General features: G+C 41.8%; 35 protein-coding genes and 1 tRNA gene. All 36 read right to left on the bottom strand.

Annotation, left to right across the window (positions count from 1 at the left end; genetic code table 11):
• Nucleotides 1-6 precede the first annotated feature (6 nt).
• The 36 genes from PHA78_RS03925 to PHA78_RS03750 all read right to left on the bottom strand — a co-directional run bounded on the left by PHA78_RS03925 (nt 7) and on the right by PHA78_RS03750 (nt 23,846).
• The gene (locus tag PHA78_RS03925; RefSeq protein WP_024377641.1) at nt 7-357 is read right to left on the bottom strand and encodes a DUF6711 family protein; all 351 of its coding nucleotides are present in this window, start codon (nt 355-357) and stop codon (nt 7-9) included.
• Nucleotides 358-366: 9 nt separating this feature from the next.
• On the bottom strand, nt 367-3,453 hold the full coding sequence (locus tag PHA78_RS03920; protein WP_272158467.1) for a hypothetical protein: 3,087 nt from the start codon (nt 3,451-3,453) through the stop codon (nt 367-369).
• Between the two features lie 18 nt (nt 3,454-3,471).
• Entirely contained in the window at nt 3,472-3,759 is a 288-nt protein-coding gene (locus PHA78_RS03915; RefSeq protein ID WP_024406156.1) for a hypothetical protein, read from the bottom strand.
• Nucleotides 3,760-3,857: 98 nt separating this feature from the next.
• Nucleotides 3,858-4,232, bottom strand: coding sequence for a DUF6096 family protein (locus tag PHA78_RS03910; protein ID WP_024377644.1), 375 nt, complete (start codon nt 4,230-4,232; stop codon nt 3,858-3,860).
• Between the two features lie 10 nt (nt 4,233-4,242).
• Complete coding sequence (locus tag PHA78_RS03905; RefSeq protein ID WP_024377645.1) at nt 4,243-4,659, bottom strand: phage tail tube protein; 417 nt, start codon at nt 4,657-4,659, stop codon at nt 4,243-4,245.
• 3 nt (nt 4,660-4,662) lie between these two features.
• Nucleotides 4,663-5,031, bottom strand: a complete 369-nt coding sequence (locus tag PHA78_RS03900) for a hypothetical protein (RefSeq protein WP_002936856.1) — start codon at nt 5,029-5,031, stop codon at nt 4,663-4,665.
• Nucleotides 5,028-5,540, bottom strand: coding sequence for an HK97-gp10 family putative phage morphogenesis protein (locus PHA78_RS03895; RefSeq protein ID WP_024377646.1), 513 nt, complete (start codon nt 5,538-5,540; stop codon nt 5,028-5,030). Before PHA78_RS03895 ends, PHA78_RS03900 begins: the two co-directional genes overlap by 4 nt.
• Complete coding sequence (locus PHA78_RS03890; protein ID WP_024377647.1) at nt 5,528-5,797, bottom strand: hypothetical protein; 270 nt, start codon at nt 5,795-5,797, stop codon at nt 5,528-5,530. The genes PHA78_RS03895 and PHA78_RS03890 overlap by 13 nt, the downstream gene beginning before the upstream one ends.
• 10 nt (nt 5,798-5,807) lie before the next feature.
• Nucleotides 5,808-6,137, bottom strand: coding sequence for a phage head-tail connector protein (locus PHA78_RS03885; protein WP_024377648.1), 330 nt, complete (start codon nt 6,135-6,137; stop codon nt 5,808-5,810).
• A 9-nt stretch (nt 6,138-6,146) separates the two neighbouring features.
• Entirely contained in the window at nt 6,147-6,335 is a 189-nt protein-coding gene (locus PHA78_RS03880; RefSeq protein WP_024377649.1) for a hypothetical protein, read from the bottom strand.
• Between the two features lie 10 nt (nt 6,336-6,345).
• Entirely contained in the window at nt 6,346-7,362 is a 1,017-nt protein-coding gene (locus tag PHA78_RS03875) for a sugar-binding protein (protein ID WP_024377650.1), read from the bottom strand.
• Between the two features lie 17 nt (nt 7,363-7,379).
• Nucleotides 7,380-7,901 (bottom strand): DUF4355 domain-containing protein, encoded by a 522-nt coding sequence (locus PHA78_RS03870; RefSeq protein WP_024377651.1) that lies wholly within the window; start codon nt 7,899-7,901, stop codon nt 7,380-7,382.
• A 167-nt stretch (nt 7,902-8,068) separates the two neighbouring features.
• On the bottom strand, nt 8,069-8,311 hold the full coding sequence (locus tag PHA78_RS03865) for a hypothetical protein (RefSeq protein ID WP_024377652.1): 243 nt from the start codon (nt 8,309-8,311) through the stop codon (nt 8,069-8,071).
• 178 nt (nt 8,312-8,489) lie between these two features.
• A complete protein-coding gene (locus PHA78_RS03860) occupies nt 8,490-8,696 on the bottom strand; it encodes a CPCC family cysteine-rich protein (RefSeq protein WP_024377653.1) in 207 nt (68 codons plus the stop codon).
• Complete coding sequence (locus PHA78_RS03855; protein WP_238138718.1) at nt 8,662-10,161, bottom strand: minor capsid protein; 1,500 nt, start codon at nt 10,159-10,161, stop codon at nt 8,662-8,664. Before PHA78_RS03855 ends, PHA78_RS03860 begins: the two co-directional genes overlap by 35 nt.
• Nucleotides 10,049-11,518: a phage portal protein gene (locus PHA78_RS03850; RefSeq protein ID WP_024377654.1), complete on the bottom strand. Its 1,470-nt coding sequence runs from the start codon at nt 11,516-11,518 to the stop codon at nt 10,049-10,051. The genes PHA78_RS03855 and PHA78_RS03850 overlap by 113 nt, the downstream gene beginning before the upstream one ends.
• Nucleotides 11,519-11,529: 11 nt before the next feature.
• Nucleotides 11,530-12,762 carry a PBSX family phage terminase large subunit gene (locus tag PHA78_RS03845; protein ID WP_024377655.1) on the bottom strand — a complete coding sequence of 411 codons (1,233 nt, stop codon included), beginning with the start codon at nt 12,760-12,762 and terminating at the stop codon, nt 11,530-11,532.
• Nucleotides 12,752-13,198 (bottom strand): hypothetical protein, encoded by a 447-nt coding sequence (locus PHA78_RS03840; protein ID WP_024377656.1) that lies wholly within the window; start codon nt 13,196-13,198, stop codon nt 12,752-12,754. The genes PHA78_RS03845 and PHA78_RS03840 overlap by 11 nt, the downstream gene beginning before the upstream one ends.
• 203 nt (nt 13,199-13,401) lie before the next feature.
• On the bottom strand, nt 13,402-13,623 hold the full coding sequence (locus PHA78_RS03835) for a hypothetical protein (RefSeq protein WP_024377657.1): 222 nt from the start codon (nt 13,621-13,623) through the stop codon (nt 13,402-13,404).
• Nucleotides 13,624-13,625: 2 nt separating this feature from the next.
• Complete coding sequence (locus tag PHA78_RS03830; RefSeq protein WP_099807200.1) at nt 13,626-14,720, bottom strand: DUF4417 domain-containing protein; 1,095 nt, start codon at nt 14,718-14,720, stop codon at nt 13,626-13,628.
• Nucleotides 14,721-14,946: 226 nt separating this feature from the next.
• A tRNA-Ser gene (locus tag PHA78_RS03825) sits at nt 14,947-15,036 on the bottom strand.
• Nucleotides 15,037-15,146: 110 nt separating this feature from the next.
• Nucleotides 15,147-15,569 carry a DUF1492 domain-containing protein gene (locus PHA78_RS03820; RefSeq protein WP_024377658.1) on the bottom strand — a complete coding sequence of 141 codons (423 nt, stop codon included), beginning with the start codon at nt 15,567-15,569 and terminating at the stop codon, nt 15,147-15,149.
• A gap of 78 nt (nt 15,570-15,647) precedes the next feature.
• Nucleotides 15,648-16,496, bottom strand: a complete 849-nt coding sequence (locus PHA78_RS03815) for a prohibitin family protein (protein ID WP_099807193.1) — start codon at nt 16,494-16,496, stop codon at nt 15,648-15,650.
• 220 nt (nt 16,497-16,716) lie between these two features.
• On the bottom strand, nt 16,717-17,121 hold the full coding sequence (locus PHA78_RS03810; protein WP_105100597.1) for a hypothetical protein: 405 nt from the start codon (nt 17,119-17,121) through the stop codon (nt 16,717-16,719).
• Between the two features lie 27 nt (nt 17,122-17,148).
• Nucleotides 17,149-17,355 carry a hypothetical protein gene (locus PHA78_RS03805; RefSeq protein WP_105100596.1) on the bottom strand — a complete coding sequence of 69 codons (207 nt, stop codon included), beginning with the start codon at nt 17,353-17,355 and terminating at the stop codon, nt 17,149-17,151.
• Nucleotides 17,345-17,740: a YopX family protein gene (locus tag PHA78_RS03800; protein WP_172011795.1), complete on the bottom strand. Its 396-nt coding sequence runs from the start codon at nt 17,738-17,740 to the stop codon at nt 17,345-17,347. Before PHA78_RS03800 ends, PHA78_RS03805 begins: the two co-directional genes overlap by 11 nt.
• On the bottom strand, nt 17,737-17,871 hold the full coding sequence (locus tag PHA78_RS03795; protein ID WP_269088401.1) for a hypothetical protein: 135 nt from the start codon (nt 17,869-17,871) through the stop codon (nt 17,737-17,739). The genes PHA78_RS03800 and PHA78_RS03795 overlap by 4 nt, the downstream gene beginning before the upstream one ends.
• Complete coding sequence (locus PHA78_RS03790) at nt 17,868-18,245, bottom strand: DUF7296 family protein (RefSeq protein ID WP_024377663.1); 378 nt, start codon at nt 18,243-18,245, stop codon at nt 17,868-17,870. The genes PHA78_RS03795 and PHA78_RS03790 overlap by 4 nt, the downstream gene beginning before the upstream one ends.
• 12 nt (nt 18,246-18,257) lie before the next feature.
• Nucleotides 18,258-18,812: a DUF1642 domain-containing protein gene (locus PHA78_RS03785; RefSeq protein WP_272158466.1), complete on the bottom strand. Its 555-nt coding sequence runs from the start codon at nt 18,810-18,812 to the stop codon at nt 18,258-18,260.
• A gap of 4 nt (nt 18,813-18,816) precedes the next feature.
• The gene (locus PHA78_RS03780; protein ID WP_024377122.1) at nt 18,817-19,161 is read right to left on the bottom strand and encodes a hypothetical protein; all 345 of its coding nucleotides are present in this window, start codon (nt 19,159-19,161) and stop codon (nt 18,817-18,819) included.
• Complete coding sequence (locus tag PHA78_RS03775; RefSeq protein ID WP_029876105.1) at nt 19,154-20,239, bottom strand: DNA cytosine methyltransferase; 1,086 nt, start codon at nt 20,237-20,239, stop codon at nt 19,154-19,156. Before PHA78_RS03775 ends, PHA78_RS03780 begins: the two co-directional genes overlap by 8 nt.
• The gene (locus PHA78_RS03770; protein ID WP_024377125.1) at nt 20,236-20,469 is read right to left on the bottom strand and encodes a DUF3310 domain-containing protein; all 234 of its coding nucleotides are present in this window, start codon (nt 20,467-20,469) and stop codon (nt 20,236-20,238) included. Before PHA78_RS03770 ends, PHA78_RS03775 begins: the two co-directional genes overlap by 4 nt.
• Nucleotides 20,456-20,785 (bottom strand): VRR-NUC domain-containing protein, encoded by a 330-nt coding sequence (locus PHA78_RS03765; RefSeq protein WP_024377126.1) that lies wholly within the window; start codon nt 20,783-20,785, stop codon nt 20,456-20,458. Before PHA78_RS03765 ends, PHA78_RS03770 begins: the two co-directional genes overlap by 14 nt.
• Nucleotides 20,786-21,036: 251 nt before the next feature.
• The gene (locus PHA78_RS03760; protein ID WP_029876106.1) at nt 21,037-22,590 is read right to left on the bottom strand and encodes a DNA primase family protein; all 1,554 of its coding nucleotides are present in this window, start codon (nt 22,588-22,590) and stop codon (nt 21,037-21,039) included.
• Nucleotides 22,565-23,371, bottom strand: coding sequence for a bifunctional DNA primase/polymerase (locus tag PHA78_RS03755; protein ID WP_024377128.1), 807 nt, complete (start codon nt 23,369-23,371; stop codon nt 22,565-22,567). Before PHA78_RS03755 ends, PHA78_RS03760 begins: the two co-directional genes overlap by 26 nt.
• A 4-nt stretch (nt 23,372-23,375) precedes the next feature.
• Nucleotides 23,376-23,846 (bottom strand): DUF669 domain-containing protein, encoded by a 471-nt coding sequence (locus PHA78_RS03750; protein ID WP_002936952.1) that lies wholly within the window; start codon nt 23,844-23,846, stop codon nt 23,376-23,378.
• Between the last annotated feature and the right edge of the window lie 2 nt (nt 23,847-23,848).

Here is a 23,848-nt window from a genome sequence, read left to right as displayed (position 1 = left end):
ACCACCTTACCTCTCTATTAAACTAAATTTTAAACCGCTCCAGGGTTTAAATTTTTCAGTAAAGGAATATGCAGGCGCTGTCCTATCGCCAACATAAAACGTTTTGGACGTCTGCCCAAGTATAGGGTCTGGGTAAGACACTTCAAAAAATACAGGCTGAACAGCGTTTTGAATCTGCGCCATCTCAGCCTGGGTCAACATCCCCCAATCACATTCCAATTTGCGCTTGGTTGTAATTCTGTCCCTGACCATGTCGCCGTTAGCGTTTCGCCCGGTTTCTCCATCCACATCATTGACTGAAACTTGAAAAGATTTAGGAGGTACAACTGTAACTCCATTGATAATCAATTGACTCATGTTTACCTCCTAAATGTTAAGCAAGAGCTGTCCCGCTTCTGCTTGAGCTTTGTTAATCTCGTCAATAGTAAAGCGTCCAAACTCTCTACTTCCAATCACAATAACGATGTCGCCATTTGGCAAACCAGATGATTGCGGTAGACCTCCGCCCAAAGCATTAACAACTGCACCGCCGACAACACGGCCCATGGTTTGTAAGAAGCCTGTATTTTCCAATGGCATAACCACCTCTTTACCTGCTTCACCAATCATGGCGACAGTTGGGCTATCCACGATACCACCACGGGCAAGGCGTGGAAGATTGACATAACCGATGCGCCCAATATTGACACCAGGGATTTTGTTGATTAAGCCGATTGCACCGTTTATCAATCCGATAAATCCGTTGACGACATTTTCAACTGTTGCGATTGCACCGTTCATGCCGGACTTAAACGCACCCGAAACTGCATCTCCGACTGCTCTACCGATATCCGTGAACCAACCCACAATGCTATCGAATATTCCTTTAAAGAAACCAGCTACATTGCTAAATGCATTTGTAATACCGTTCCAAGCGTCAGAAAACTTTTGACCAAACCACGGGCCTATACCTTGGAAGATTCGCACAATCGCATCCCAACCAGCCTGCAGTATAGCAACGATGGTATCCCAAACACCTTTTAAGAAAGAAACAATGGCATCCCAAACGAACTTGAAGATAGAAGACAGCATTTCCCAGATTCCTTTAGCAATCTGAACAATCCCATTCCAAGCCTTTTCCCAATCGCCAGTAAATACACCAACCAGGAACTCGATAATACCGCCTAGGATTTTCGAAACAGCTCCCAAAACATCGAAAACCACAGTCCAGGCTTGGACAAACCAGTCAGCTAATGTCTGGAATGTCGGGACAAGGACAGGCAAAATGTTCGCAGCTATCCAATCAAATAGCGGTACCAGAATGGTATCCCAAAGTAACTTTAAGGCGTCCGTAATTTGTCCGTATGCGGATAGAAAACTATCGATAAACGGTTGAATATGATTGTCGAATAAATCAGCAAACTTTTCGCCGATGCTATCCAACACTGGTTGAACATCATTATTCCAGCTATCTAGCAAAGTTCCAAATATAGAACTTAAACCTTCATTGAACGAATCGTAGAATGGTTTTACATGCTCATCGTAAGTTGTGCTCAACCCCTCAAACGCATTCTTGAATAGGTTTTTGATAGATTCGAAAGTAGGCTCAAGGGCAGAGAGCAAGCCGTTTAAAGCGGTAGTTATTTTATCTTGGTTATCAACTAGCGATTGTTCTATACCGCTTAGTATATCGCGACCTAATTTTGAACCAACTTCAACAATCCCCATTGTCCCATAGGTTATCGCTGAAAGAATATCTGCACCGATATTTGTCGCAGCTGCACTTGTAAAAACGTCATAAAACGTTTGACCGAGCATTTGAGCGATATTTCCAATGCTTGCGACTGCATCGCCTGCTATATCGAACTGACGTATCAGCCAACCTTTTATATCCAATTTGGTGTCGTTTAGTGATTTATTTAAGCTTTCGGCGATAAATACCGCAATTCCCATGATGATGTTGGCTAGAGCACCAGTGATTTGACCTAAAGCAAAAGCTAGCTTCTCTCCAAACCTTGCGGCTGCTTGTAAAACAGTTCCGTCTGCAAAAATATCTTTCAGCGATTGCCAGATACCTGCTAGAGCAGTTTTAAAGCGGTCAAGACTATCAGCTCTGAACGACATGTTAAAGCCATCTTTAAACAGGTCTTTTAATTTTGAGAGGTAATCAAAAAGAGGTTGTAGAGTCTTATCCCATCCGTCAAATATGGACTTAAACTGGTTGTCCATATCAGTCAATTCTATTTCTGGCAAGATGTCAGCTCCGCTTCCTGAGCCTCCACCTTTACTACCCTTGCCTCCGCCTCCAGAACCACCGCCTGAACCCGCTCCATCTGAACCATCGTCTTTGTTTAGATTCAGAGTGGTAATCTCATCAAAACCAGCTAATCCCATCAGCTCTTTTGCTGCCTTCTTAGCTGATTTAGCAGTATCATCTAGATTACCTGCGGTACCCCCAGATGCGTCATCTACACCGTCCATGGCGTCGCCTAGACCACCTACTGCATCGTTTGCGTTTTGTGCACCCTGAGCAAGGTTTCCAACTGCGCTATTCTTCACATTGGCTTTTTTGTTAAACATCAAACCAATAAACTCAGCGAGCTTGGCAGTGATATTTTTCAAGACCATAGCAAACGAATTAAGTACAGGCATCATAGCGTTGATAATCGGCAACATTGCATTACCGATATTTAGTGCTGCATCGCTTAACAGCGACTTGAACATGCTAATACGACCGTTTACAGACTGCTGTAAGGTATTTCCGTACTTAGCTGTTGCTTGCTCCAAAATCGCCATCAAGCGGATTTGTTGCTGGGTGTTGTAGTCTAATTGTTGCCAAGATTGCCCATTCGCAAAACGTTTGAATGCGTTGGTTGATTCAATCATAGCAACATTGACATTTATTCCGAGGTCTTCGATAGCTTCGGTATTACCCAACAAGCCCGAACGAATACGCTCCATAACATCGGTCATGGTCCGTCCGCTACCTTGCGCAATCACAGCGGATGTCTGTAACATCTTACCTGTATAAGCGCTCAGCTTGTTAGAATCCTTGATAAAGTTGGAAAACAGGTTGGAATAGACCGCTCCATACTTAGTAGCTTCACCTACGCTCATGTTCATAGCGTTGGCATTGTTATCAATCCATTTTAAAAATGCTTGGGAACTTTCGCCCATCTGTCGTTTGATTTGATTGACCGAAGCACTGACTTCAAGAGCCATCTGGGTAGAATACATACCAAGGTCTAACATTTTCTTGCCTAGATAAGCTAACGCGGTAATCTTAGCAAGTTTGCCCAAAGCAGTCGCCATGCCACCAGCTTGTTGACATACACGCTCTCTAAGGCCTTTTGTCTTGTTTTCAATTTTGTTTTGAGTCTGCTTCATCTGAGATTCTAACTGCTTCATCTTCTTCTGAAACGGTGCTATCTCACCTTCAACAATAACTCTCAACTCTTCTAACGTAACAGCCATCGTTCCCTCCTTTCCTTCTTATTCGGAAGTTGTGAACCTTCCTCTCATTCTTTCTGCGTAAGCCCTCATCTGCTCCTGATGGATTTTCAAATCACGCTCAATACGAGCTTGTTCAATCTGCGCCCTATCCTCTTCGAACAAAGTAGGATAGAACTCCCAAATGTCTGGCGCTTCACCTTTTTCCTGAAACATCAGAGAAACAAAGCGAGCTATCATCTGTGATTGAATAAAGTGATGAGAAGCTATTTCCTTCTGCTTTTGGAATTGTTGCCTGTTGTAACTTTCAACTAGCTCTTTTAATTCCAAAAGAGTGTATTCCCAAAAAGAAAACGGGTCTATCCCTGCATCTAATGCTGTTGGATAAAACCCGCTAATCAATTCTGCGACCGAACAAGGACCAGAACCTACTCGACTGCTGTCAACGTCGGTTCTTCCTTCTCCTTGTTCCGAGGAATAAAACCCGATACTTCGAACAATGGTACGATGATATCAGTCATCAATTCAGTTTGTCCATAACCTTCATCGATGTAAGCATCGAACAAGTCATAGACATCATCCAATTTAATACCATGATGGAACTTCTGCAAAGCGCCTTGAACAACCAACAACATGACCTTCAAAGGTGGTAGATTGAACTGTTCGCCTGGTTTGGGCATAAAGATTTTGAGCAAATTAACACCCAATTTTTCTTCAACTTCACAGGCTTGGCGAGTGCTAAGACGCAATTTATAGTCTGTTCCCTTGACGGTCCAAACGATATATGGTTTACGTGTTGACATTTATACCTCCTTAAAGTACTACTGGATCAGTGAATTCTAAATCTGACTGCAGAGCCAATTTCAATGTAAACTCGATAGCAGAGTTGACACCGCCACCGCCCAGCTTGACAGCAATCTGAGCTGAGAAGCGGACAGTTGTACCATCTGGATACTCTTGCTCAAAGTGACGGATAGCTTTTGAATCAGACAACTTACGCAAAGTACGATAACTAGAAGTCGTTTTGGAATTCTCGTACTTGAATTTATATTCCAATTCGCCAGCGTCACCAATACCAAATTCATACTGCTTAATGGTATCCGCAAGGGTCGTATTCTCAACTTTCTCAGGGTCAATACCAAGTTCTGGAACTTCTTTCAAGCCCTCGATAACTGCATAGCCAGACCCCTTGGTCTCACTCATTTTCAATTTAATTCCGTTTGCTAACATGTTTTATCCTTCCATTCTGTATTGGTAAACGATTCGGGAGTTTAAGTCTAAAATCCCTTCAAATCGCATGACTTTGTGCCGTAAGTGCGTTGGGTCGGGTGTATCCACGCTGGATGTACGTTTTAGCCCGAGAGATGCAAAAATCGCATCAATCGCTACGGCTAATTCCGAGGTACTATCATTGTGGAAAATATCGACCTTATACCGCAAATAGGACATCTGTTCTGTATCATCTGTAATCTCGTAAGGCTTGTTTTCCTCTTCTAAGTAGATGATAACCGGGAAATTCTCCCAATCTTGCGGATATGTATCTGTCACATTGTCCGCAACCTCTTTCAATTTCTTGTAAATAATAGGCTTAATATTTATCATTTGCTGACCTCTTCAACTAGTTTCCGTTTGACATATCTGTTAATGTTCTTCGTGACTCGCTCTTCATTATCCTTGAGGGCTGGATAAAGATACGGCTGAGCAACCTGCCCAAACATCTTGTAAAACTCGCCAATCTTTTGAAAACGATAAGGGCCCACATCAATCTGGGACTCATGGACATACCAAGGTGTACTGCTATAAGATACGCTAACATTTGGCGAAATCCCTGCGTGGTTTGCAGCACCTTTTGGACCAGTACCAAATTCAACAAATCCGCCATGGTCTGATGTGCTAACCACTTCAGCTCTCGGATTCCCAGACTTAGACATCCGTACCTTTATGCCTATTCGCAAATCATCTTTGTTTGCAGGGGCCCGCAAAATTGCATCTGCCTGGACAACATTCTTGGCAGCGTTGTGTACAGCTTTTGCCATGATTTCGGTTTGCTGCTGTCCTGATAATCGTCTAAATTTTGCAATTAGCTTGTCAGCACCTATCAATCGCGACATTGTTCCAACTCCAAGACTTGATGGTTTGTATATCGTTTTATAGATATGACTTTATGGGTTACTTTATCGCTATTGATACAAAAGCCATCGTCTTCATCTATAAGAGTCTCACGATCTACCAAGCAATTCAAAATATATGCCAACCTCTGACCGTATATCTCAGCTTGTAAGCGACCACTAGCAGGCCATATCTCAGCCTGTATCTCAGTAGCAACATCGCTATAAGTAGCTTTCTTGATACCCTCATCACTCGTCACTATGACAGCTTTACGGATCAGATACGGCTTCAGTCGGTTTCGCTTCAAACGCACGACCTGCCACCCTTGCGAGTCTATGACTGCGGATACCATTTAAAATAGTATCAGACAGCCCGTCTTTATATGACACAGACACGCCCCCTTCACTTCGCGATGTTTCGCCCTCGCTTCCTTGGCGGTTGTACAACTCGAGTGCTACTTCCAGTTGCATTCCTTCCAGCGCTGGCGTAAGCTGACTTCGATTCGTCTCAGTCAAAATGATATTTTTAGCCCTCAAAAGCAAAGACGAGAGGATTTTATCATCACTCTCGCCTGTCAAAGTTTTTAATTCTTCTAGCATATCCGCCCCCTATTTTGCAGGAGCTTCTGCTCCTTTGGTCTTGATTTCTTCAATGTAATCAGCCAAATTCACATCTTGCAATTTAGCGTTTTTCTTCATCTGTTCATGACGTTCCTTGGTTAGTTCGATGACATCGTTAACACGATGAACAAAACCAAACTCATCATCTGTAAACTCTTTTAAAACTTTAAAGCGCATTTAGAGCCTCCTAGACAATCTCTTTCCAGTTGGCTGAATCGCTGCCAGGAGCTGTTGAGGATGAATCTACTTTCTTAGTGGCTTCAAACAATTTACCTTCGTTCTGTACACAAGCACCAGCTTCATAAGTTGCACCAGATACCCACTGCTCTGCACGGATGTTTAATTTGCCTTGTGCGCTTGGCTTCGCTTCTGGTTTAGAGGTCGCAATAGAAATGATGTACTTCTGGTCAAAATCAAAGACAAATGCTCCAGTATACAGCAATTGTTCCACCAATTCACCAAAACGACCTGGGATGTTGTTGTTATACTTCGTTTCATCTACTTGGATAGGCGAAACGACTACCCCGCCGATTGTCGCAACAGCTTGTACGCCTTTAAGGTACTTAGATGGTACTTTGTAAACCGTGAATGTATCCAACTGACCGACATAACCTTTGTAAAGCACAGTTTGATTGGTGTCTCCTTGTGGAAGGTTGACAATTTCTGACTTAATCGCTTTATAAAATGCTGGCGTCACAAACAACAAGCGGTTTTCCACTACGTCCAATTCATCCAATTTCTCAGAAACATCCAAGACAGCTTGGTAAGAATTATTAGCACCTTTAGTATTAGCTGGTACGACATTATCGCTGACATTACCAAGAAGAGCGTCAAAACGAAGATGGTCTAAGTACGGCGCCACAACTTCGGCAGCTTGACGAGCGACAACATAATTGACATTGACTTCACCGTTTGAATCACGCTCATCTAGACGATCCACAAAACGCCCCCAGTATTTTTCTTGGTCCAGAGTGTATGTGCGTTCTTCTGTTTGTGCATGGTCGAACTCATTGTCAGCATTACGCTTGTAGTCTTTGAGTTCTGTTGTGTCAGATTTTGTAACAGTAAATGAACGCCCGTTCATTTCCACTGCATCATTCGATAGCAAAAGCGGAGCTGAGTAAGATTTTTTAGCAACAACTTTCTCGATAATTCCTAAGAATTTTTCACGGGATGTTGCGGTGTTAATATTTTCAAATGGCATATTTTATTTTTCCTTTCTTATTTCAAAAAATCACGTTCCCACTTTTCAACGGTTGGTTGCTCTTGTGGTGCTTTCTTCATCGGTGCACTTCCTTTGGTCTTGTCAGCAACGCCTTTCAAGACTGCTGCTTCCCAAGTCTTTTGGATGGCATCGATGGAATCACGTACACTATCAGCGTCAGCAAGATTAACCACGTCTACTAGCTCAATTGGTAAGCCACGTTCGCTTAAAATCGTCTTAGCTTCAGCGGTTAGCTCTCTGCGTGTGATTTCCGCTTCACGGTCAGCAAGGTCTTGTTCACGCTTGTCAAGCTGGTACTTCTGCTTGTCTTCGGCGTTCATCTTGGCTAATTTCTTAGCTTCTGATTCAGCTTTTTCCTGCTCTGCCTTCCATTTAGCGAATTTCTTGTCAATGATGGCATCGACATCGGCATCGGTGTACTTCTTTTCGTCTTTCGGGTCTGTTGTGACTTGTTCAGGTTCAGCTGCTACCTGTTTGTCATCTTCGACCACTTCGACTGTTTGTGTTTCTTCGTTCATTGCGAACCTCCTATTTTTAAAGTCGTCCCCGACTGTATTTTCCATAGCTTTTACCGTCTTCAATGCTTGGACCAAAAAGAAAACTGGTCAATTTCGACCAGTTTTAAGTAATTTAGAGTAGTTTCAAGCAGTCTTTCCTGCTGTCAAGATGAGTGACCACCTCCTTGTTAACGACTAAACCAAGATTTCTTGGACAGCTTGTCAGCTACTTTCTTTTCAAGATAATCAAATCTCGAATTAGTAGCCTGTGCATTGCGTTCGACGATTGAACGTAGCTCAGAAATTTCATTTGCCTGTTTGGCGTTTTCATCAAGTAGACTTTTAATGATGTTCAATGCAATATCAACAGCTTCTTTAGTTCCCTGAACTTGTTCAATCAGTTCACGTTTTTTCTTAATACGCTTGTTCATAGCGATCTCCTTTCTATTTTTTTGTATCTTTATATAATTTATAGAGTTTGTATAACACAAACGGAAATCCAATGATAAACACAACACTCTCTATAATCAACCTAAAACGAAAATACAAGTCCATAACATTCTCCTGTTTTTGAACACGAAAAAAGCACTCGATTACTTGGGTGCTTATTTAAATAATTGGTCTGCCTTCTGCAAATGCTATTTTTGCTTCAGCTAACGTCATCTTATTTGGACCGCCGTCAATGTTAACAGGTCCAGTATTTTGCCATTTACAGGTGTCACAAATATCATAGTCCATAACATCATGACCGCAAACAGGGCAATGTAGCCATACATAACCATCAACTACCCAAGTCTTTTGCAACTTCTCTGTCATAGTAAGCTCTCCCTTCATCTGGTTTCATCATTGTCGTGATTGTTGCTTTTCCATTATTTCCTAGAACGTAGATATTATTTTTTACATCATACCTAACACGACGAGAATCTGTGTCATACCCAAGAATATTATCTTGTATAGGATTTGATAAAAGCTCTTGTCCTAATTTCAGATAATCTGATTTGGAAATGTTCCCAAATTCATGACTGTGTTTCTCAAAATGACCATTAAAAGACTTCTCAGACGGGAATTTTGCTTTTATCCATCTAGCTCGGTCCTTCAACTGCTCTAATCCTTCTCTGTCATTATACTTCAAATCAATATAGTCTTCAAGCGATTTAGGCGCCTTATCTCCAAGAATTGACTTGTACTTTTCATACTGGTTATTGGCACGTTCAATCTTCCAAATGTCCAAGTTATCCGCCTTGTATTTTGGTTTAACATACTTCTCATACCAGTCTTTATACGTCATATTGGCAGGCACCTGGATGGTCTTGCCTGTCACTGGGTCTCTGGCGCTTCTGGTCGCTTTAACCAACCATTCTTCATCATCTAGCGCTATAGTGACCGTCCTACACCACGGGTGTAATGGCGGGTAGTTCTTCCCTTTCACTCTTTCGCTGACCAAGTAGACTTCTCCATCATGCTCTCGGCAAATACTTGATGTTCGCAGGTCCAATACAGCCACAAGTCTGTAACGCTCAACTTCTGCTTCTTCATACGCCAGAGCTTCCATTTCAGCGTGGAAATGACTGGCCTCTGTCCGCACCAGCCTGCGTGAGTTGTAACTACCTTTTCCGAATTGGGCATTTATGACTTCTGCAGTCTCGTGCGCTGACCGACCTGTTAACAGACTGACTGCTAATTGCTTTTGTAATTCATTTGCTAAAGCTTGAGTATTCCCCCAAATCCTTTCAGAGTAATTCGCCCCAAGCCATGGCGTTTGCTGGATAGCTCTGATTTCCTCTGGGTCAATCCTGTTAAAAGCAAATGCCACACCAGACTGCTGTTGCAAATCAAAAATCGAATGGTAGTAAGCATCTGGAATGAATTCATCATAGAAGGTCCTAGATGCCTCATTTTCGGCTTTATACAGTCGGGTGGGTAAATTATCCATCTCCCTCTGTAAAGCCTCGTATCGCTCAATTCTGGAAGCGTAGGGAGCCGAATCGAGTAAGATAAGCAATTGCCGTATCTCTTCACTGTCCGTTGTATTCTGTAAAGCTAATTTTAACTCCCGAATATCGGATAAATCCTTGACACTAGCCAGTACCCTCTTAGCTTCATCATCCGTCAGTCCGTGGTCTCTGCGATAACTCTCAAAAATCTGGTCAATCTTTGAAGTGATATGCCTACTTGCCAGCTTGTGTATTTCGTCGAGTTGCTTTGCGGTTTGCTCTGCCTGGTCCATCGCCTGAACCATCCTCTGGGCTTTCCGCTTCTCCCAATACTTCTGATTGTCCATCTGTCACACCCTCTTCATAAGGCAAATTCTGGCTAAATGTGGGCTCTTCCTGCGCAGTCTCTTTTTCTTTCTCGAGTGCTTTAATTTCTGCATCTGGGTCTTCCACAAACGGCAAGAGCGAAATAAGCTGGCGCAGACTAACCTTGTCTTTGAGATTGCTGATGATTTGAGACAATTCCAACAAATTCTTCGGCAAACCACGGCTAAACTGCGGAATGATTGCCTTTGCGTTTTCGTAAATCTGTGACCAGTTGTAGTAATTCGCAAAAATCTGTATGCGTTTGTGTAAAGATTTGATATAGTATCGCTCTTTGGTCTTGGTAATCATTTCAAGCCCCAAAAGCTTAAATTCCATAGCTACCCCTGATGTATTCCCGGCGAAATTCTCATCTGACAGATTAGGGACGTGACTAAAAGTGTAAATATCCTCTTTCAGCGCCTTACGAAGTACTTCGACCGTAGCCTCATCCAAGACATTCTTCAAGAACTCAGCACTTGCGTCCTTCGGCAATTCCAGCAAACCTTCTTCTCGCAGTATCTCCATTGCTTCCCTTGCTTCTTCTGGCGTGTCTGCAAGTGCTGCACCATACAAGACCAAGATGGACTCGATAGCTTGTTCCTTGTCATTCACACGGTTACCCATCAGAGAATTATACGCATCTATCAAGCTAATCTGTTGCTCATAATCTCCAACCATATAGCGATTGTTTCGATACTCAATAATTGGCAGCCCCTCAAGATTATGTGGGACACCTTCTTCCGACTCCTTCTTCTGCTCTCGCAAAGACATGCTGTATTGCAGAGTCTCAGTCACTACTTGGGCCTGATAATAACTTTCTTCCGTCACATCGTCCTTTGTTTGATAGTAATAGACCGCAAACAAGGGTTTCTGCTCAATCGAATCATCGTAAACAATAAAAGTGTTCTCTGGTTCTAAACTACGTGTTACCAGCTCATTTTCACCTTCTTTGACATAGATGTACTCATAAGCCCTGCCATAGATTGCCATGTTCAAAGCATTGTCTGAGTCTGTCGAATCAACATCTGCACTATCAAATGCTTCTAACAGGTCTTCAATGTCCATATCGTCGGTCTTAGGATAACGGATAGCATTGCCCATAAAGTAACCTGTGGCGGTATCCGCAATGTCCTTGGCGTGATTGGCGACTGTCTTAAAGTTTGGCAGGTTGCTTCTGCGTGTGTGATTTTCGATTGCGTGCTTACCCAAGTAGTAATCTTTTAGCTTCTTGAGTTTACTACTTGTCTGGTCATGCTTTAATATCAATTTGTAAATGATATCTTTATCCAAATTCTGCTCATCGTACAATGAGCGACTATAGACTAATGTTTCTTCCATTTTGATCCTTTCTACAAGCCAAATAGCGATTTACGTTTGACTTTGGCTTTTGGTTTAGCCATGTGCGAATAAATAGCATAACGAAGTGCATCCAGTACATCATCATTCTTCTTTTCTGGCTCGCCCGTTTTCTCATTCCAGACATACTGATAGACTTCATCTTTGAATTTTTCAACCTTTTCCGAACAAACAAAAAAGCGACCTTGCTTCATCAGCTTAGCCACTTGTTCAATTCCACTCAGAACAGATTTATCTGCATTCACACATTTTAGATGTTCCCGTTCAAATCGGGCGACATGTTCAGGACGGGCGGAGTCGGCGTAGAAATAGATATTCCCGTACCGTAATTTGATGTCTTTGGCAATCTCCACCCAGTAATCAATTTCTTGATACTGCGCCGAGTATTCTTCTAAGAGATAGACTCTACCATCTGCCGTCTGTCCACAAACAACGATAGACCCATGGTGTTCATATCCCCAGTCAACACCAGCATAATAGATGGTGATGTCGTCTGTTGGAATATCCTTGCTTGGTATGAGCATGTCTTCCTTGAAATCACGATAGACAGCTCCTTCCCCGCTGACCCAACGACCGTAGATACCACGTTCTGTAAACATACCACTCGGCGTTGTTGCGATAAGGTTCTCGATATACCGCTGGTTTAAGAAGGTGTTATCAAATATCGTAAAATGGTTGGCGATAATGCTCTTGTCATCTGCTTTATCGATATAATCTTTTTTTAGCCAGTGGTTGGGGTGGTCTGGGTTAGTGTCGCAAATAATACGAGCGCCAAAACCTGAACAACGCTTGCGGATTTCATCAAAGACTTCCTTGTTGGCAAGCGTCGCTTCGTTGATATAGGCTCCGTACGCCGTCATACCGCGAATCGCTCTCAAACCAGCTACAGAACCTGTAAATGTCGTAACCACATAGACACCGAAGAGCGTGAAGTTTCCATGCTTATCAAACTTGAAATCTATCCCATACTTTTCTGATAGTTCTTGCAAGATGTTAGTCCGCAATGTACCTGCACTGGTAGCACCGAGGATATACATCGGATTGTCAACACCGCAAGCCTTAGCATTTCTTTTCGCTCTACGCAACTCCATGAGGAACAGGTCGTTATCAAGTTGAGTTTTACCTGCACGGACAGCCCCATGGTTTATCATCATGTACCAATCTTCACGCAAGGCCCGTTTTAAGATGCTGAGTTGCTTATCGTGGTATAGTCTATCAATTCCCATTTATTTCCTCTTCTAGTTTATCGAACAGTCTATCAAGTGCAGTTTCATGCGTTTCGTTAGTTTCCAACGATAATTCGCGCTTTTTGTTTTCTAGTTGCAAAGCTTTTATACGCTCTCGTTGTTCTTGTTTATCCAATCGGTCTTTTGTATCTATAGTAACCAGTTTGCTAATCTGTTCAAAAGCTCTAACATCGCCTTTCATAGCCTTCTGCATCATAACCATTGCAACAGCCATTTCATTTGTTGCTTCAAAACCTAAATCTTCTAGTTGTTTTTTGGCAACTGAACTTGTTACATCTGCCTGTAAAATAGTCTCAAAAGCTTTTTTTAGATTTGATTTTTTTCTTCTAGCTTTTCCGGAAGCAATGCCTCCTTTTTTTCCATTTTTTCGAGCTTCGTCCGAGCTTGGGACTATCAAGTTTTGTTCATTTGCCATCGCCTCGCTTCTCTCATTCTAAAAATTATCTATATCATTGTTAGCGTCCGAGAACTATCTACCTTGAAAATACCAGTCATTGAATTTGCTTGTCTGTCTTTTTTTGAATTTTTCGTATGTTGTGGTGGTAGTTTGGGCCCACGCTTCTCTAGCCGCCTCTCTCTGTTTATCAAGTCTAGCCCTTCTTTTCTCATTACTTCTCTTTACAGCTTCGTCGTGTATTTTTTTCCTTTGTTAAAGTTATCGAAATTTTTTTGAGCTCTTTTTTTGGCTGCTCCCGTTGCGTTATCACGTTCTGCCTTTAATTTTTTGTACATCTTTAGGCGATAAGAACTTGGTCCGTTTTTCTTGGATTCTTCTATAGCCTTCGCCCACTGACTTGCACTTTTTACTCCTCCACCGATACTAGCGCCTCTGCCTCCCATAACTACGTTCCTTTCTCTTTCATTCTTTTTGTTGTTTCGTTATCGAAATAAAAAACTTCTATGTCTTTATAATCGTACTCAACTTCGCCGCCATAAACAATCAACTGTTTTGGCGATAACTCGTCGATCATCTTATCCATACCAGAGCGCCATGCAGCCATCTGTTCAGAAGATTTTTTAACCCCGATTGTTGATACTGCGAGAGTTGCATTTCGTGGCAAACCATCAAAGCAAAATACAAAACTCTCATGACGTGACCAAGATACAGTCGGAATAACTGTACAACCATAGTTTTGCATCATCTGTCCAATTAATCGAGACCTGTACACATTCCAAATCTGCATAGCTATCGGCATGTCTTGGTAAAGACTAAAATCTGGCGTTAAGACACAATCGAATTCAGTAAGTTTTTCGATATAAAATTCTGGCCTCTGCCAAATCCTTTCGAATTGATAGTCATCTAGAAAAAAGTGTATCCCAGCAGAATAATCGGGCTTGTTAAGGATATAGTTAAAACCTTGTAATTTACTCGGCACATAGGTAACCGGCTCAAGTGATGGAATGTTATATTTACCGTCGACACGAGTTGCGTCATAATCACGCAAATTATATTGGTTGACAGTGGTTTCTCTATGTGATTCACTGTAATGTTCTTTGTCAATTATCCCATCCTTACGTAACTCATTTATTGGGAGTTCGTCTTCTGAAGCTAACTCAAAACCCGATAAATCAAAACCAAAATCTGACATGTCAATTGTTTCAAAGGCCTCAAGTTCTAAGGCAAGCGCGGCTTTGTCCCAACTTGAATACTCGGCTACACGATTATCAGCCAGTCTATACGCTCGAACCTGTTCATCCGTCAGGTTGTCAGCATAAGCAATAGGTATTGTGCTTAATCCAATTGAAAGCGCGGCTTTGAGCCTTGTATGTCCTGTTATTATCACATTGTTTTCATCGACTAAGATAGGTTGTTGAAAACCAAACTCTTTTATTGAAGTTGCTACTTTTTTAACAGCTTCCCCATCGTTATTTCTGGCATTATTATAATAAGGGAAGATGTTGTTGATTGGCACATACTCAATTTTTAGCAATCTTATCACCTCCGTTCCTCAATAAAATAAAAACCCACACTTCGTTGTGTGGGAAAAATATAGGAGAAAGACCCCTAGCGGAATCAAACCGCCCAACTTATAACTTACCTAGGATATAAGTAGCTGTGCAATCATACAGGGCCTAGTCGCATCCGCAACCATTTCAAAGTTAATGAGTGATATATGAATTCTCGTCCAACGACTTACCCCGTTCTGGGACACAAACACTCAAAGGAGAGTGTGGGATTCGAACCCACGGACCGCACGTAGGCGGCCACCCGTCTAGCAAACGGGCGCATTCGACCAACTCTGCCAACTCTCCATGTCAGGGAAGGCTTACTGCCTTACCCTTATTTCTTGATACTACCATTCTAGCAGAATATAAAAACTGTGCTAACAAGTATTGATTTGTTCAGTACGGTTTTGTAAAGTTCAATTTAGTTCCATTTGTTCCAAAACATCATTCAACTCACAGATAGCCGTATTCCTCCAAGTATAGAAAGTGGTTCTACTGATACCCATTTTGTCACAAACATCATCAACATACATCTTAGTAATGTAAGTCATTCTGAGGACTGACCTGCTCTTTGGATTTTTCAGCTTGTTAATCAATCTACCTAACTCAAGTTTCCTGTTAATAACTTCATTGGTATCTTGTTCAATCGCCTCTTTCATCACGATCAGCTGGGTATAGACATCATCAACCTTTTTAGCCTGACCACCCTTGACCTTGTCTGCCGTCCACTTGGGGCTTGAGAGCAAACCTGCCTCAAGCTCATTGATTTCATCTATACGGCTTTGAATATCCATATCAAGATTTTGTAGCTCATTCAAGAGCTCTTTAGCCTTGTTCACTCTCTGTCTCCTTTTTGTGGTATAATGTATGTGAGTTATTTACCACAGCCAGGGCAGAGAGTGCCTTGGCTTTTTTTGTTACTCTTGATTCGTAATCACATCCCCTTGTGTGATAACTTCAACCCAGCCATGCTCCAAACGAGCCTCAGCTTCTTTCATTCGAATCAAATTATCCGAAATAGAGTTATTCAATTCAGCATTGGCTTTTGCTTGACCTTGAGCCTTGATAACCTCTGCATCGGCATCGGCTTGAGCTTGGATTTTTTTAGTTTCAGCTTCTATTTTAACTTTCTCTTGATCCTGCTTAGCTGAATCTACTTGTTTCTGCTTAACAGATTCATCTTTGATGGCTTTTTCGATTTCATCGCCTGCATCTTGGTCAGTGATAGTAAATGATACAAATTCCAAGTTGTCAGCTGCGAACCGCTCTTTTAGTTTCTGGTCAATCTTGCCATAAACTTCTGTACGCTTAGAGCCTAGTACTTCGTAAATATCATACTCACCTGTCACTGATTCAATGGCCCGTTGCACAGCTGGAGCGACAACGCTATTACTCACATTTTCCAGGTCTGTGTAGTTAGTAAATACAGTCATAGCTTCTGCCTTGTTGACCTTGTACTTGACGTCAATATTGGTATTCAACCACTGACCATCCTTCGTCTGTGTCGTGATAGCTTCCATGGTCTTGGTCTGAACTGATGTCGGTAACTTATACACCTTATCAGCAAATGGAACTTTCAGATGGTAGCCCGTCTGTAAAGTCTTTTCTTGTACTCCGTTGAATGCCGACACCTTCACACCTACGGTATTTGCTGGAATTTTGACAACTGCGGTCAATCTAAAAAATACTGCAAAAATAATAAGTCCAATAATTGTAGCGCCTGCTGCTACCTGACGTTTTGTTACTTGAAATTCATTTCCGTACATTGATTTATTCCTCCAATTTTGTAATATTCGTCCCCCACCCGTACCACAATAGGGAGTTGGACTATGATACCATTTGCAATTACTTTCTATTTATTTTATTTGTGGCTGACCTTACTGCCATTGGTCCAATAATGTGACTTTAATCTACAAAGGAGTCCTCCTTTTTAATTTATTTTCGGCAGAATGACCAACCGACCTGTGACAGTCGGATAGCCTTAGATTAGGTTAATTCCTCCAACTCAAAATAGTCAACCAACCCCTCTTTCAAATCTTCAAGTGTTTCACATTGTTCTAGCAAAGAGGCAACATCTTCCTTTGTCGTTTCTTTATCAAGGGTACTTTCTTCCACCGCATCAGCTACCCACTTTGGATGGGCTCCAGCATATGAAAATTCCTCCTGTGGCAGTAAGTCCAGCAAGGCTTCATAGCGTTCTTCAAGTGAAATCAGCGCTCCGAATGCATTGATGTAATCAGTATCATCTTTTTTCTGCTCATAAACTACTGGTTGATTTTGCTTTACAACCTCTGTATAGATTGCTGACCACTCTTTCTCTGTAAAGCTTGATTTTTCAACCAACGCTCCGTATTCAATTTCATTTCCATCAACATTAATTTTGTAAATCATATTCTACTCCTTTTGTATTTTTAATTTTTAAGATAAATCATCCAACGCTACCCATCGAAATTGTGGGTATTTTTTAGCTTCTTCTTGGGTGCAAAGCATCGCCTCTGCCCTAACCGTTTCTTTTGCATCTGCCATGAAAATACTGTGAGTTCCATCGCTATATTCTAAGTAGTTATACTTTGCATGTCTCGGCTCTGGCACATCGACCAGTAGCACACCTAGTTTATTGGTCATTGTTTACCTCCACCAACTCAAGATTCTCATAGATGTTGCCGATGATTTCGAGCTCAAGTTTGTCTCCATCAAGTAAATCGTCCATTGATACTGTCGCCCGATTTGTTACGGTAAAACCTCCTTGACACCACTCAACCACGCCTCGATTGGTGTACACGTTCTCAATGTCATCGGCATCCTCAAACTCGACAACATCCCCCTCGAAAATCTCCTTACCGTTTTTATCGACCAGCCCTGTGGATTGCATGAGGATAACATCATCAAATCTACGCCAATATTCGCCATTTTCATCTCGTAAGCAGACTCCTTTCGTATCGATATAAATTCTTTCGACTTCGGATATTCGGTTTCTTATTTTATCCCACGCCCTAAACTTCGGTATCATTTTCTGCCTCCTATATTTTTGAAAAATAAACCTACCATACTGATGATAAGCACCCAAATAAGCAGCAACATTCCTATCAGTCCAGATAGAACGATTAGATTAAGTAAAATATCTAAGATAGGTCCATTCATCCATTTACCTCCTTTTTAGGAAGATACTCATACATACTATACCTCGACCAAGGTATAAGTCTATGCTCTCCATCCAAAGGATAGAACATAGCCTCATGCCCATGTCTTACTTCTTCAAATTCTTCATACTGCTCATCACTAACCCAATAACGTGTGTAAACATCAGAGTATTCTGGATACCAACGCTCACCACAACAAGAACAGTATTCCATATATTCAGGTTTTTGGCTTAGAATTTCTTCTAATCGCTCTAAAGCCTTTGCCTCTTCTGTAGCTTCAATAATGATTTCAGACGTTACATTTTCATCAATTACAAAGTAACCTCCAGAATTATTTTGGTCAAAAACATAAAAATAAGTTTGTGCTGTTGTCATTTGTTCGCCTCCTTAATCTACTTCTTCTCTAAACTGCCAAGCCCACTCAAAATCCTTTTTGATTTCTTCTTCAGTTAGTTGAAAACCTTTTTTCTTTTTCCAGTCATTACCTAGCTCTTTTTTGATAACTACCTGCTTAAAACCATTCATCATAAGTATGTGAACTTCAGTTCCGATGTTGTTAGGGTTGGGAAGTTCAACTGTGTACAGTTTCTCCTGCTCAATCTCGTAGCCGAAGAGCCAAGCGCAGGCGAATGTTTCTTGGTTTTCTGGGCGCTCTAACCATTCGCCAGTATCATTGTATTCATCGCAGTAATCCATTGCACGGAGCAATCCATACCCTTCTTCATTTTTGCAATATTCGATACTATCAGCGATAAACTTCGGCACCACAACCTTCTGTGGTTCATGGATTTGGTCAATCGTGTTCACAACAACTTCAAGTGGTACATAATCGACCTGTACATTTTCTACTATAATTTCGCCTGCTTTAAATATTACCCTCTCTCTGTTAGCTATTTTTATTTTTGATTGCTCAATAATCTCTATCGCTTCCTGTTTATTCATCTGTTTACTCCTTGAAAAAGGTATCAAAGTCCAACCAATCATCTTTAATAAGATTTCCAATCTTCGTTACTCTACCTCCAAAACCGTTACTCTTAACACGTATATACTTCCCTTGCAGTTCTTCCCAGCTATTTGCACCGGCAACCTCCAAGATACGGTCTATCAGCTCAAAGCTCTTGTGAAAAGCTACTCGTTTTTTCTTGTGTTCGTCGTATTTATCTAGGCAGTATCCTCCAATAGATACTCCAAATCCATATCCCTCAACAGTCAGATAACAAGTTAAAATTCCATGGTCTTCTCTGCCCAAGAAAGTTTTGGTTATCTTTACGTTTTCAATTGTGTTATTCATCTGTTTCCTCCAATTTTCTCGCTATCGCCTCAATCACATTAACCGTGACTGAGTTACCAGCTTGCTTGTATAGTTGACTATTACTGTTTACTGCCTGGGCTCTATCAAACGCCCAATCTGGAAAACCTTGCAACCTCCAACACTCGCGAGGTGTCAGTTTGCGGATGCGGATACCATCTAATATGCCGAATGTCCCTGCTTTGGTATTCCCCTGATGGCCACTGGCAGTGAGTGTGCCAACCTCGTCTTTGGTTTTTCGGTTGTAAAAATCATAAACCTTAACATGATTATTCTCCTGCCAGCTGTTGCTGGTCAATGTCGGGGTGATATCATGCTCGCCACCCTGATTGTATCCGTGGCCTCGTTGGATGATTTTAGGCTCTCTATTGCCACCTTGCATCGTATTGAGACAAGGAGAGATGCCGTTTGGATCATAGATACGACCTACTTGCGGATTGCCTCCAAAACTATCTGTATCAAGCAAATTTCCGACTTGAACGACTACGCCTTGCTTGTCTTGTTCAATCGCTGTGTCATCTCCTCCGAAAGGAAATATCGCTCGTCCACCTGCTCCTCTAAGATGTCCGATAATAAACACCCGCTCTCTGTTTTGGGGGACTCCAAAATTCTTGCTGTTGAACACTTGCCATTCCGCATCATACCCCAATTCATCCAACGCTCCGAGGATGGTCTCAAATGTATTTCCGTTGTCGTGGTTAAGGAGTCCAGTGACGTTCTCAAGGAATAGATATTTAGGTCTGAGAATAGATGCGAACCTAGCAATCTCAAAGAACAAAGTCCCTCTAGTATCTTCAAATCCTGCTCGCTTTCCAGCAATGCTGAAAGCCTGGCACGGAAATCCTCCACAGATAACGTCCACACGTCCGATTCCTCTAACAGACTCATCTGTGACTCTTGTAATGTCATGAAAATCAAATTCTCCTTCCGTATCATGTATCGCCTTATAGCTCTTTCTGGCAAATTGGTCTATTTCGCAAAAACCGATACATTCGTGACCGGCACGTTCCATACCAAGACGAAAACCGCCAATGCCAGCAAATAGGTCAAGAAATTTCAAGATACATCCTCCATCTCCTCAATCAACCAATCCAAATGTTGTCTAGCCTTCTTCAAGTCCTCGACACCGTTCTTCTGCTGAAATCGCAACAGATACTTGATGACATTGCCCCAGTAATAAGCACATTCGCCGGCTAGATTGCCGATAAAATTCTTGACCACATCCAAGGCTTCCATACCATACTTACCTTGGTAATGTTTTGGTTTGGTTACGTTGTTAAATTGTTCCATTTGCTTTTCCTCCTACGATATCCATCGCATCCTCAACGCTCCTAGCCACACCGGCTAAGGCGCCGAACTTTTGCATTCGATCGATAAATTTCTCTTGCTCTGGTCGTACACGACCCTTTTCGTTTTTTACTTCGATGAAAAATATTTGTCCGTCTTGTCTAAATCCAAATAAGTCACTAAAACCTTTTGGCAGACCTGTGTCAAAGTATCGTCCATCAGACGTACGGACTTTGCCAACGTTGGCACGGAAGACCAGACAACCAGCCTCCGTCAAACCAACTCGAATATCATTTTGTATTTTATGTTCTTTTTCCATATATTTCCTACTAAAGGTTACACATCTCGAAAAAAGATAGATAACCTCCAAAAAACCAGTCATATCAAGGGTTTAGCCCTTGTTCCACCCCTAAAAGTTACCCGTTACCCCCTATTTTCTATTTATATATATTTTATATATTTATAATTTAATAAATAATAAGAGAAGATAGGTAACCAGTAACTTTTTTATCAAAAACTCAGTAATATCAAGGGTTTGACTAGGTTACCTATCTATAAAAGTTCGGTAACCTAATCAGTAACCAGTAACTTTTTATCAAGACAAACTGCAGTCGTGTTAGGGTCGTTATCGTTATCCCAATAAAAACCTGTATATCTGCGAGGAACATCCAGCGATGGTTTGAATCTCCTTGTCGGTTTTGCTCTTTTCTTCTCCCATTCTGCAGGGAGTAATTTTATGAGCTGACGTTCAAACTTTCCTTTAGCCACTTTTGTAATCCCTTCTTCTTTGCACCACTCCTGATACAACCACCACAAGAAACGGACCGGCAGGCGTTCGGATTGAAATGTTCCGAACCATTCGTCAATAAACGCTTTAACTGTATCGTTGCTAGATTTAAATTCTTCCAAGACATCCAGCGTTGCCTGTGGCTCGCTGAATCGTGTGAAGTTTAACTCAAGGGCTTTTTTCAACACATACTGTTTCACATCATCCCTATTGATGTACTCATCCTTAATCTGCCAATTATCTTCCTTGGCTGAAAATGTCTTCCGAAAGGGGATGATAAGAAAACGCCGATAGGTTCCGTTGGTTTTATTCTTAAACCTCGGCAATTCGTTGGTTGATTGAATGACGGTTTTTTTGAACACGGTCGAGTAAGGTTGCTTATTCTTCTCCTCGACTAATACTGGCTCACCAGTCACGACGCTGTTAAAATTCGACGATTCATCAATGTAAACACCAGCCTGCACATCGTCCCCGATGATAACAGTTTTACCTTCAATCATTGACAAGGCGAAACGTTCCGAAAACTGATTCAGTTTCAAGGTTGCTACATTACGGATACCGACAATATTTGTAATCAATTGTTGGACCGTACCCTTACCGTCATTTCCTTCACCGACAAACCAGATAGACTTCCTGTACGAGTAGTTCCCATTTAGGCTGGCTGAAATAACCTGCCATAAGAGATGAACCAAGTCTTCGTCACCGCTCATCAAATCCAGTAACCAACTATCTACATCCCAACCGTCAATGTTTGGTGATGCCGCAAACGGATCATACTCTGTCTCAATGGTTGAAAATGCCACGAACCGATGGGTAAAACCCGACATCTTCTTCAACTGTTTGTCAAAAATACCGTTTTTCACCAGAATGAAACGTTTCGGATCCTGGTAATCCCCGATAGAAAAATCGCATGAGAATCCATCATATAGATATTTCCGTTTGGTTGCTGCTAACATGAATAGTACGTTCTTGGACCGTGTCTCGGTAAAAGTAGGTTCTAACAATCTGATAACCTTGTAAGCAAAAGATGGGTCTTTATGATAATAACCAGCGTCAGGATCATAAACCGCCACCCTGTCGTTCGGTAGGTTGATGACATATAGGATTTGTTCCAAACCTTCCGCAACAGCTAACTCTGTCAAGCGTTTCGGTGGCTCTTTTATTTCTTCCATGGTTCCATACTGCGTTTCTTTCCACTTAGCCTTTTCCAGCCAGTCGTTTCTGTAATCACGACAGGCCAGACGAATCTCACGCCAGTCGGTCGGTTTTTCGTAGACAGCTGGATGTGGAACGACGTTTTCGTACTCTGCTTTAATCTTCGCTATATCCAATACCACTTCGCCTATCAAGCTCCTTTCTTAACATACTTTCAAATGTCCTATCTACCTCCTGCTGAGATAGAGGACTTGGCGTGTAATGATTAGCTATTTTTGCTAACATATAAGCTGCCTCCTCATCAACACCACGGATCAATAACCCGCCAATCAAACTAGCTAGATTATTGTTTCTTCCACCTTCATCACCCAAACCGAAAACAATTTGTTCAAATAGCTTAGCTGTTTTACTGCTGTATTCTGGGTTGTATTTAGTTATAAAATTGATTTTGCTTGGTTTCTTCTCTGCTTGTAAGATGTCCAACAGCTCCATCGGAGCCTCTGCCATCTCTTCGACAGACTGATCCCAGACATATTTTCCCTTGGGATTGTTGCTAGGTGCTACCAAGACATAATTGTTCGGGTGGGCTTTGATATCAATTCCTGGACGAACCTTAATATCTTGACTAATTTGAACACCTTTAGGTTTCTTGAGAAATATATGCCTGCCACCACTCGGCGTTGTCGCCTGTAGAGTGGCAGGGATATATTGTTTCAATTCCCATTCTTCAAAACTGGAATAGCCATCCACATCATCTCGAACATCAATATCAATAACAAAGAAATCCGTTGTTTTTACAGCTATGTTGGCATCTGGGTTATCACGCCACAGACGCTTGATTTCTAATTCTGAAAAAGTCTTATCCTTGTACGCTGTTATGGCCCGTTTGCTCTTCTTATCAATCGGAATGACAGAAAAACCAAGGCGAGCATAGTGCAAGGCGTATTCTACCATTCCTGCCATAGTCTTAGAATGGCAAATCTAAGTCATCCACAACAGGCTGACTAGCTTGGACAGCAACTGGTGGCAATTCTGATTGCTCGTATTTCTTGATATTCAGGTTGTCATAGGTCTTACCGTTGTATTCAGACTGCTCATTCTTAACCGTGACTTTCAAGTTCTTACCCTTGATAAGGTTCAAAAACTGCTCCACGGTCTGAATTTCAATGTTTTCAGGCAATTTTACCGCCTTAGCATAACGCTGAAGAGCAAATTCAGGGTATTGCAAGGTTTCTTTGTTGATCCAAATCTTGTCAAAGATAAGATTGTTGCGGAACTTCTGCTGGAAGTCCTCACGGATTTTCAAGCGAATATCCAAGAAGTCGGTGCCACCTTTACTTGCAGATTGCTCCACATGTGAAATAAATACTTCGTAAGTTCCGTCTTCGATAGATGAAAATTGTTCTGCTGCTTCATAATTTACTGTAAAAAGTCCCATTC

Source organism: Streptococcus sp. HN38, assembly GCF_028335765.1.
In the GTDB taxonomy this organism is placed as follows: Bacteria; Bacillota; Bacilli; order Lactobacillales; family Streptococcaceae; genus Streptococcus; species Streptococcus suis_P.
Note: the sequence above shows the minus strand (reverse complement) of the source record. Positions and strands in the feature narration are given on the sequence as shown.

Bases quoted from the DNA above. Each gene is read 5' to 3' on its own strand.
- PHA78_RS03750 (WP_002936952.1), bottom strand. From the start codon at position 23,846: ATGGGACTTTTTACAGTAAATTATGAAGCAGCAGAACAATTTTCATCT.
- PHA78_RS03835 (WP_024377657.1), bottom strand. From the start codon at position 13,623: ATGGGAGGCAGAGGCGCTAGTATCGGTGGAGGAGTAAAAAGTGCAAGT.
- PHA78_RS03815 (WP_099807193.1), bottom strand. From the start codon at position 16,496: ATGTACGGAAATGAATTTCAAGTAACAAAACGTCAGGTAGCAGCAGGC.
- PHA78_RS03850 (WP_024377654.1), bottom strand. From the start codon at position 11,518: ATGGAAGAAACATTAGTCTATAGTCGCTCATTGTACGATGAGCAGAAT.
- PHA78_RS03840 (WP_024377656.1), bottom strand. From the start codon at position 13,198: ATGGCAAATGAACAAAACTTGATAGTCCCAAGCTCGGACGAAGCTCGA.
- PHA78_RS03755 (WP_024377128.1), bottom strand. From the start codon at position 23,371: ATGGCAGGAATGGTAGAATACGCCTTGCACTATGCTCGCCTTGGTTTT.
- PHA78_RS03790 (WP_024377663.1), bottom strand. From the start codon at position 18,245: ATGACAACAGCACAAACTTATTTTTATGTTTTTGACCAAAATAATTCT.
- PHA78_RS03780 (WP_024377122.1), bottom strand. From the start codon at position 19,161: ATGAATAACACAATTGAAAACGTAAAGATAACCAAAACTTTCTTGGGC.
- PHA78_RS03770 (WP_024377125.1), bottom strand. From the start codon at position 20,469: ATGGAACAATTTAACAACGTAACCAAACCAAAACATTACCAAGGTAAG.
- PHA78_RS03885 (WP_024377648.1), bottom strand. From the start codon at position 6,137: ATGCTAGAAGAATTAAAAACTTTGACAGGCGAGAGTGATGATAAAATC.
- PHA78_RS03925 (WP_024377641.1), bottom strand. From the start codon at position 357: ATGAGTCAATTGATTATCAATGGAGTTACAGTTGTACCTCCTAAATCT.
- PHA78_RS03910 (WP_024377644.1), bottom strand. From the start codon at position 4,232: ATGTCAACACGTAAACCATATATCGTTTGGACCGTCAAGGGAACAGAC.
- PHA78_RS03805 (WP_105100596.1), bottom strand. From the start codon at position 17,355: ATGACCAATAAACTAGGTGTGCTACTGGTCGATGTGCCAGAGCCGAGA.
- PHA78_RS03855 (WP_238138718.1), bottom strand. From the start codon at position 10,161: ATGGACAATCAGAAGTATTGGGAGAAGCGGAAAGCCCAGAGGATGGTT.
- PHA78_RS03785 (WP_272158466.1), bottom strand. From the start codon at position 18,812: ATGAATAAACAGGAAGCGATAGAGATTATTGAGCAATCAAAAATAAAA.
- PHA78_RS03875 (WP_024377650.1), bottom strand. From the start codon at position 7,362: ATGCCATTTGAAAATATTAACACCGCAACATCCCGTGAAAAATTCTTA.
- PHA78_RS03865 (WP_024377652.1), bottom strand. From the start codon at position 8,311: ATGAACAAGCGTATTAAGAAAAAACGTGAACTGATTGAACAAGTTCAG.
- PHA78_RS03800 (WP_172011795.1), bottom strand. From the start codon at position 17,740: ATGATACCGAAGTTTAGGGCGTGGGATAAAATAAGAAACCGAATATCC.
- PHA78_RS03860 (WP_024377653.1), bottom strand. From the start codon at position 8,696: ATGACAGAGAAGTTGCAAAAGACTTGGGTAGTTGATGGTTATGTATGG.
- PHA78_RS03870 (WP_024377651.1), bottom strand. From the start codon at position 7,901: ATGAACGAAGAAACACAAACAGTCGAAGTGGTCGAAGATGACAAACAG.
- PHA78_RS03900 (WP_002936856.1), bottom strand. From the start codon at position 5,031: ATGATAAATATTAAGCCTATTATTTACAAGAAATTGAAAGAGGTTGCG.
- PHA78_RS03895 (WP_024377646.1), bottom strand. From the start codon at position 5,540: ATGTCGCGATTGATAGGTGCTGACAAGCTAATTGCAAAATTTAGACGA.
- PHA78_RS03795 (WP_269088401.1), bottom strand. From the start codon at position 17,871: ATGAATGGACCTATCTTAGATATTTTACTTAATCTAATCGTTCTATCT.
- PHA78_RS03810 (WP_105100597.1), bottom strand. From the start codon at position 17,121: ATGATTTACAAAATTAATGTTGATGGAAATGAAATTGAATACGGAGCG.
- PHA78_RS03765 (WP_024377126.1), bottom strand. From the start codon at position 20,785: ATGGAAAAAGAACATAAAATACAAAATGATATTCGAGTTGGTTTGACG.
- PHA78_RS03905 (WP_024377645.1), bottom strand. From the start codon at position 4,659: ATGTTAGCAAACGGAATTAAATTGAAAATGAGTGAGACCAAGGGGTCT.
- PHA78_RS03920 (WP_272158467.1), bottom strand. From the start codon at position 3,453: ATGGCTGTTACGTTAGAAGAGTTGAGAGTTATTGTTGAAGGTGAGATA.
- PHA78_RS03845 (WP_024377655.1), bottom strand. From the start codon at position 12,762: ATGGGAATTGATAGACTATACCACGATAAGCAACTCAGCATCTTAAAA.
- PHA78_RS03880 (WP_024377649.1), bottom strand. From the start codon at position 6,335: ATGCGCTTTAAAGTTTTAAAAGAGTTTACAGATGATGAGTTTGGTTTT.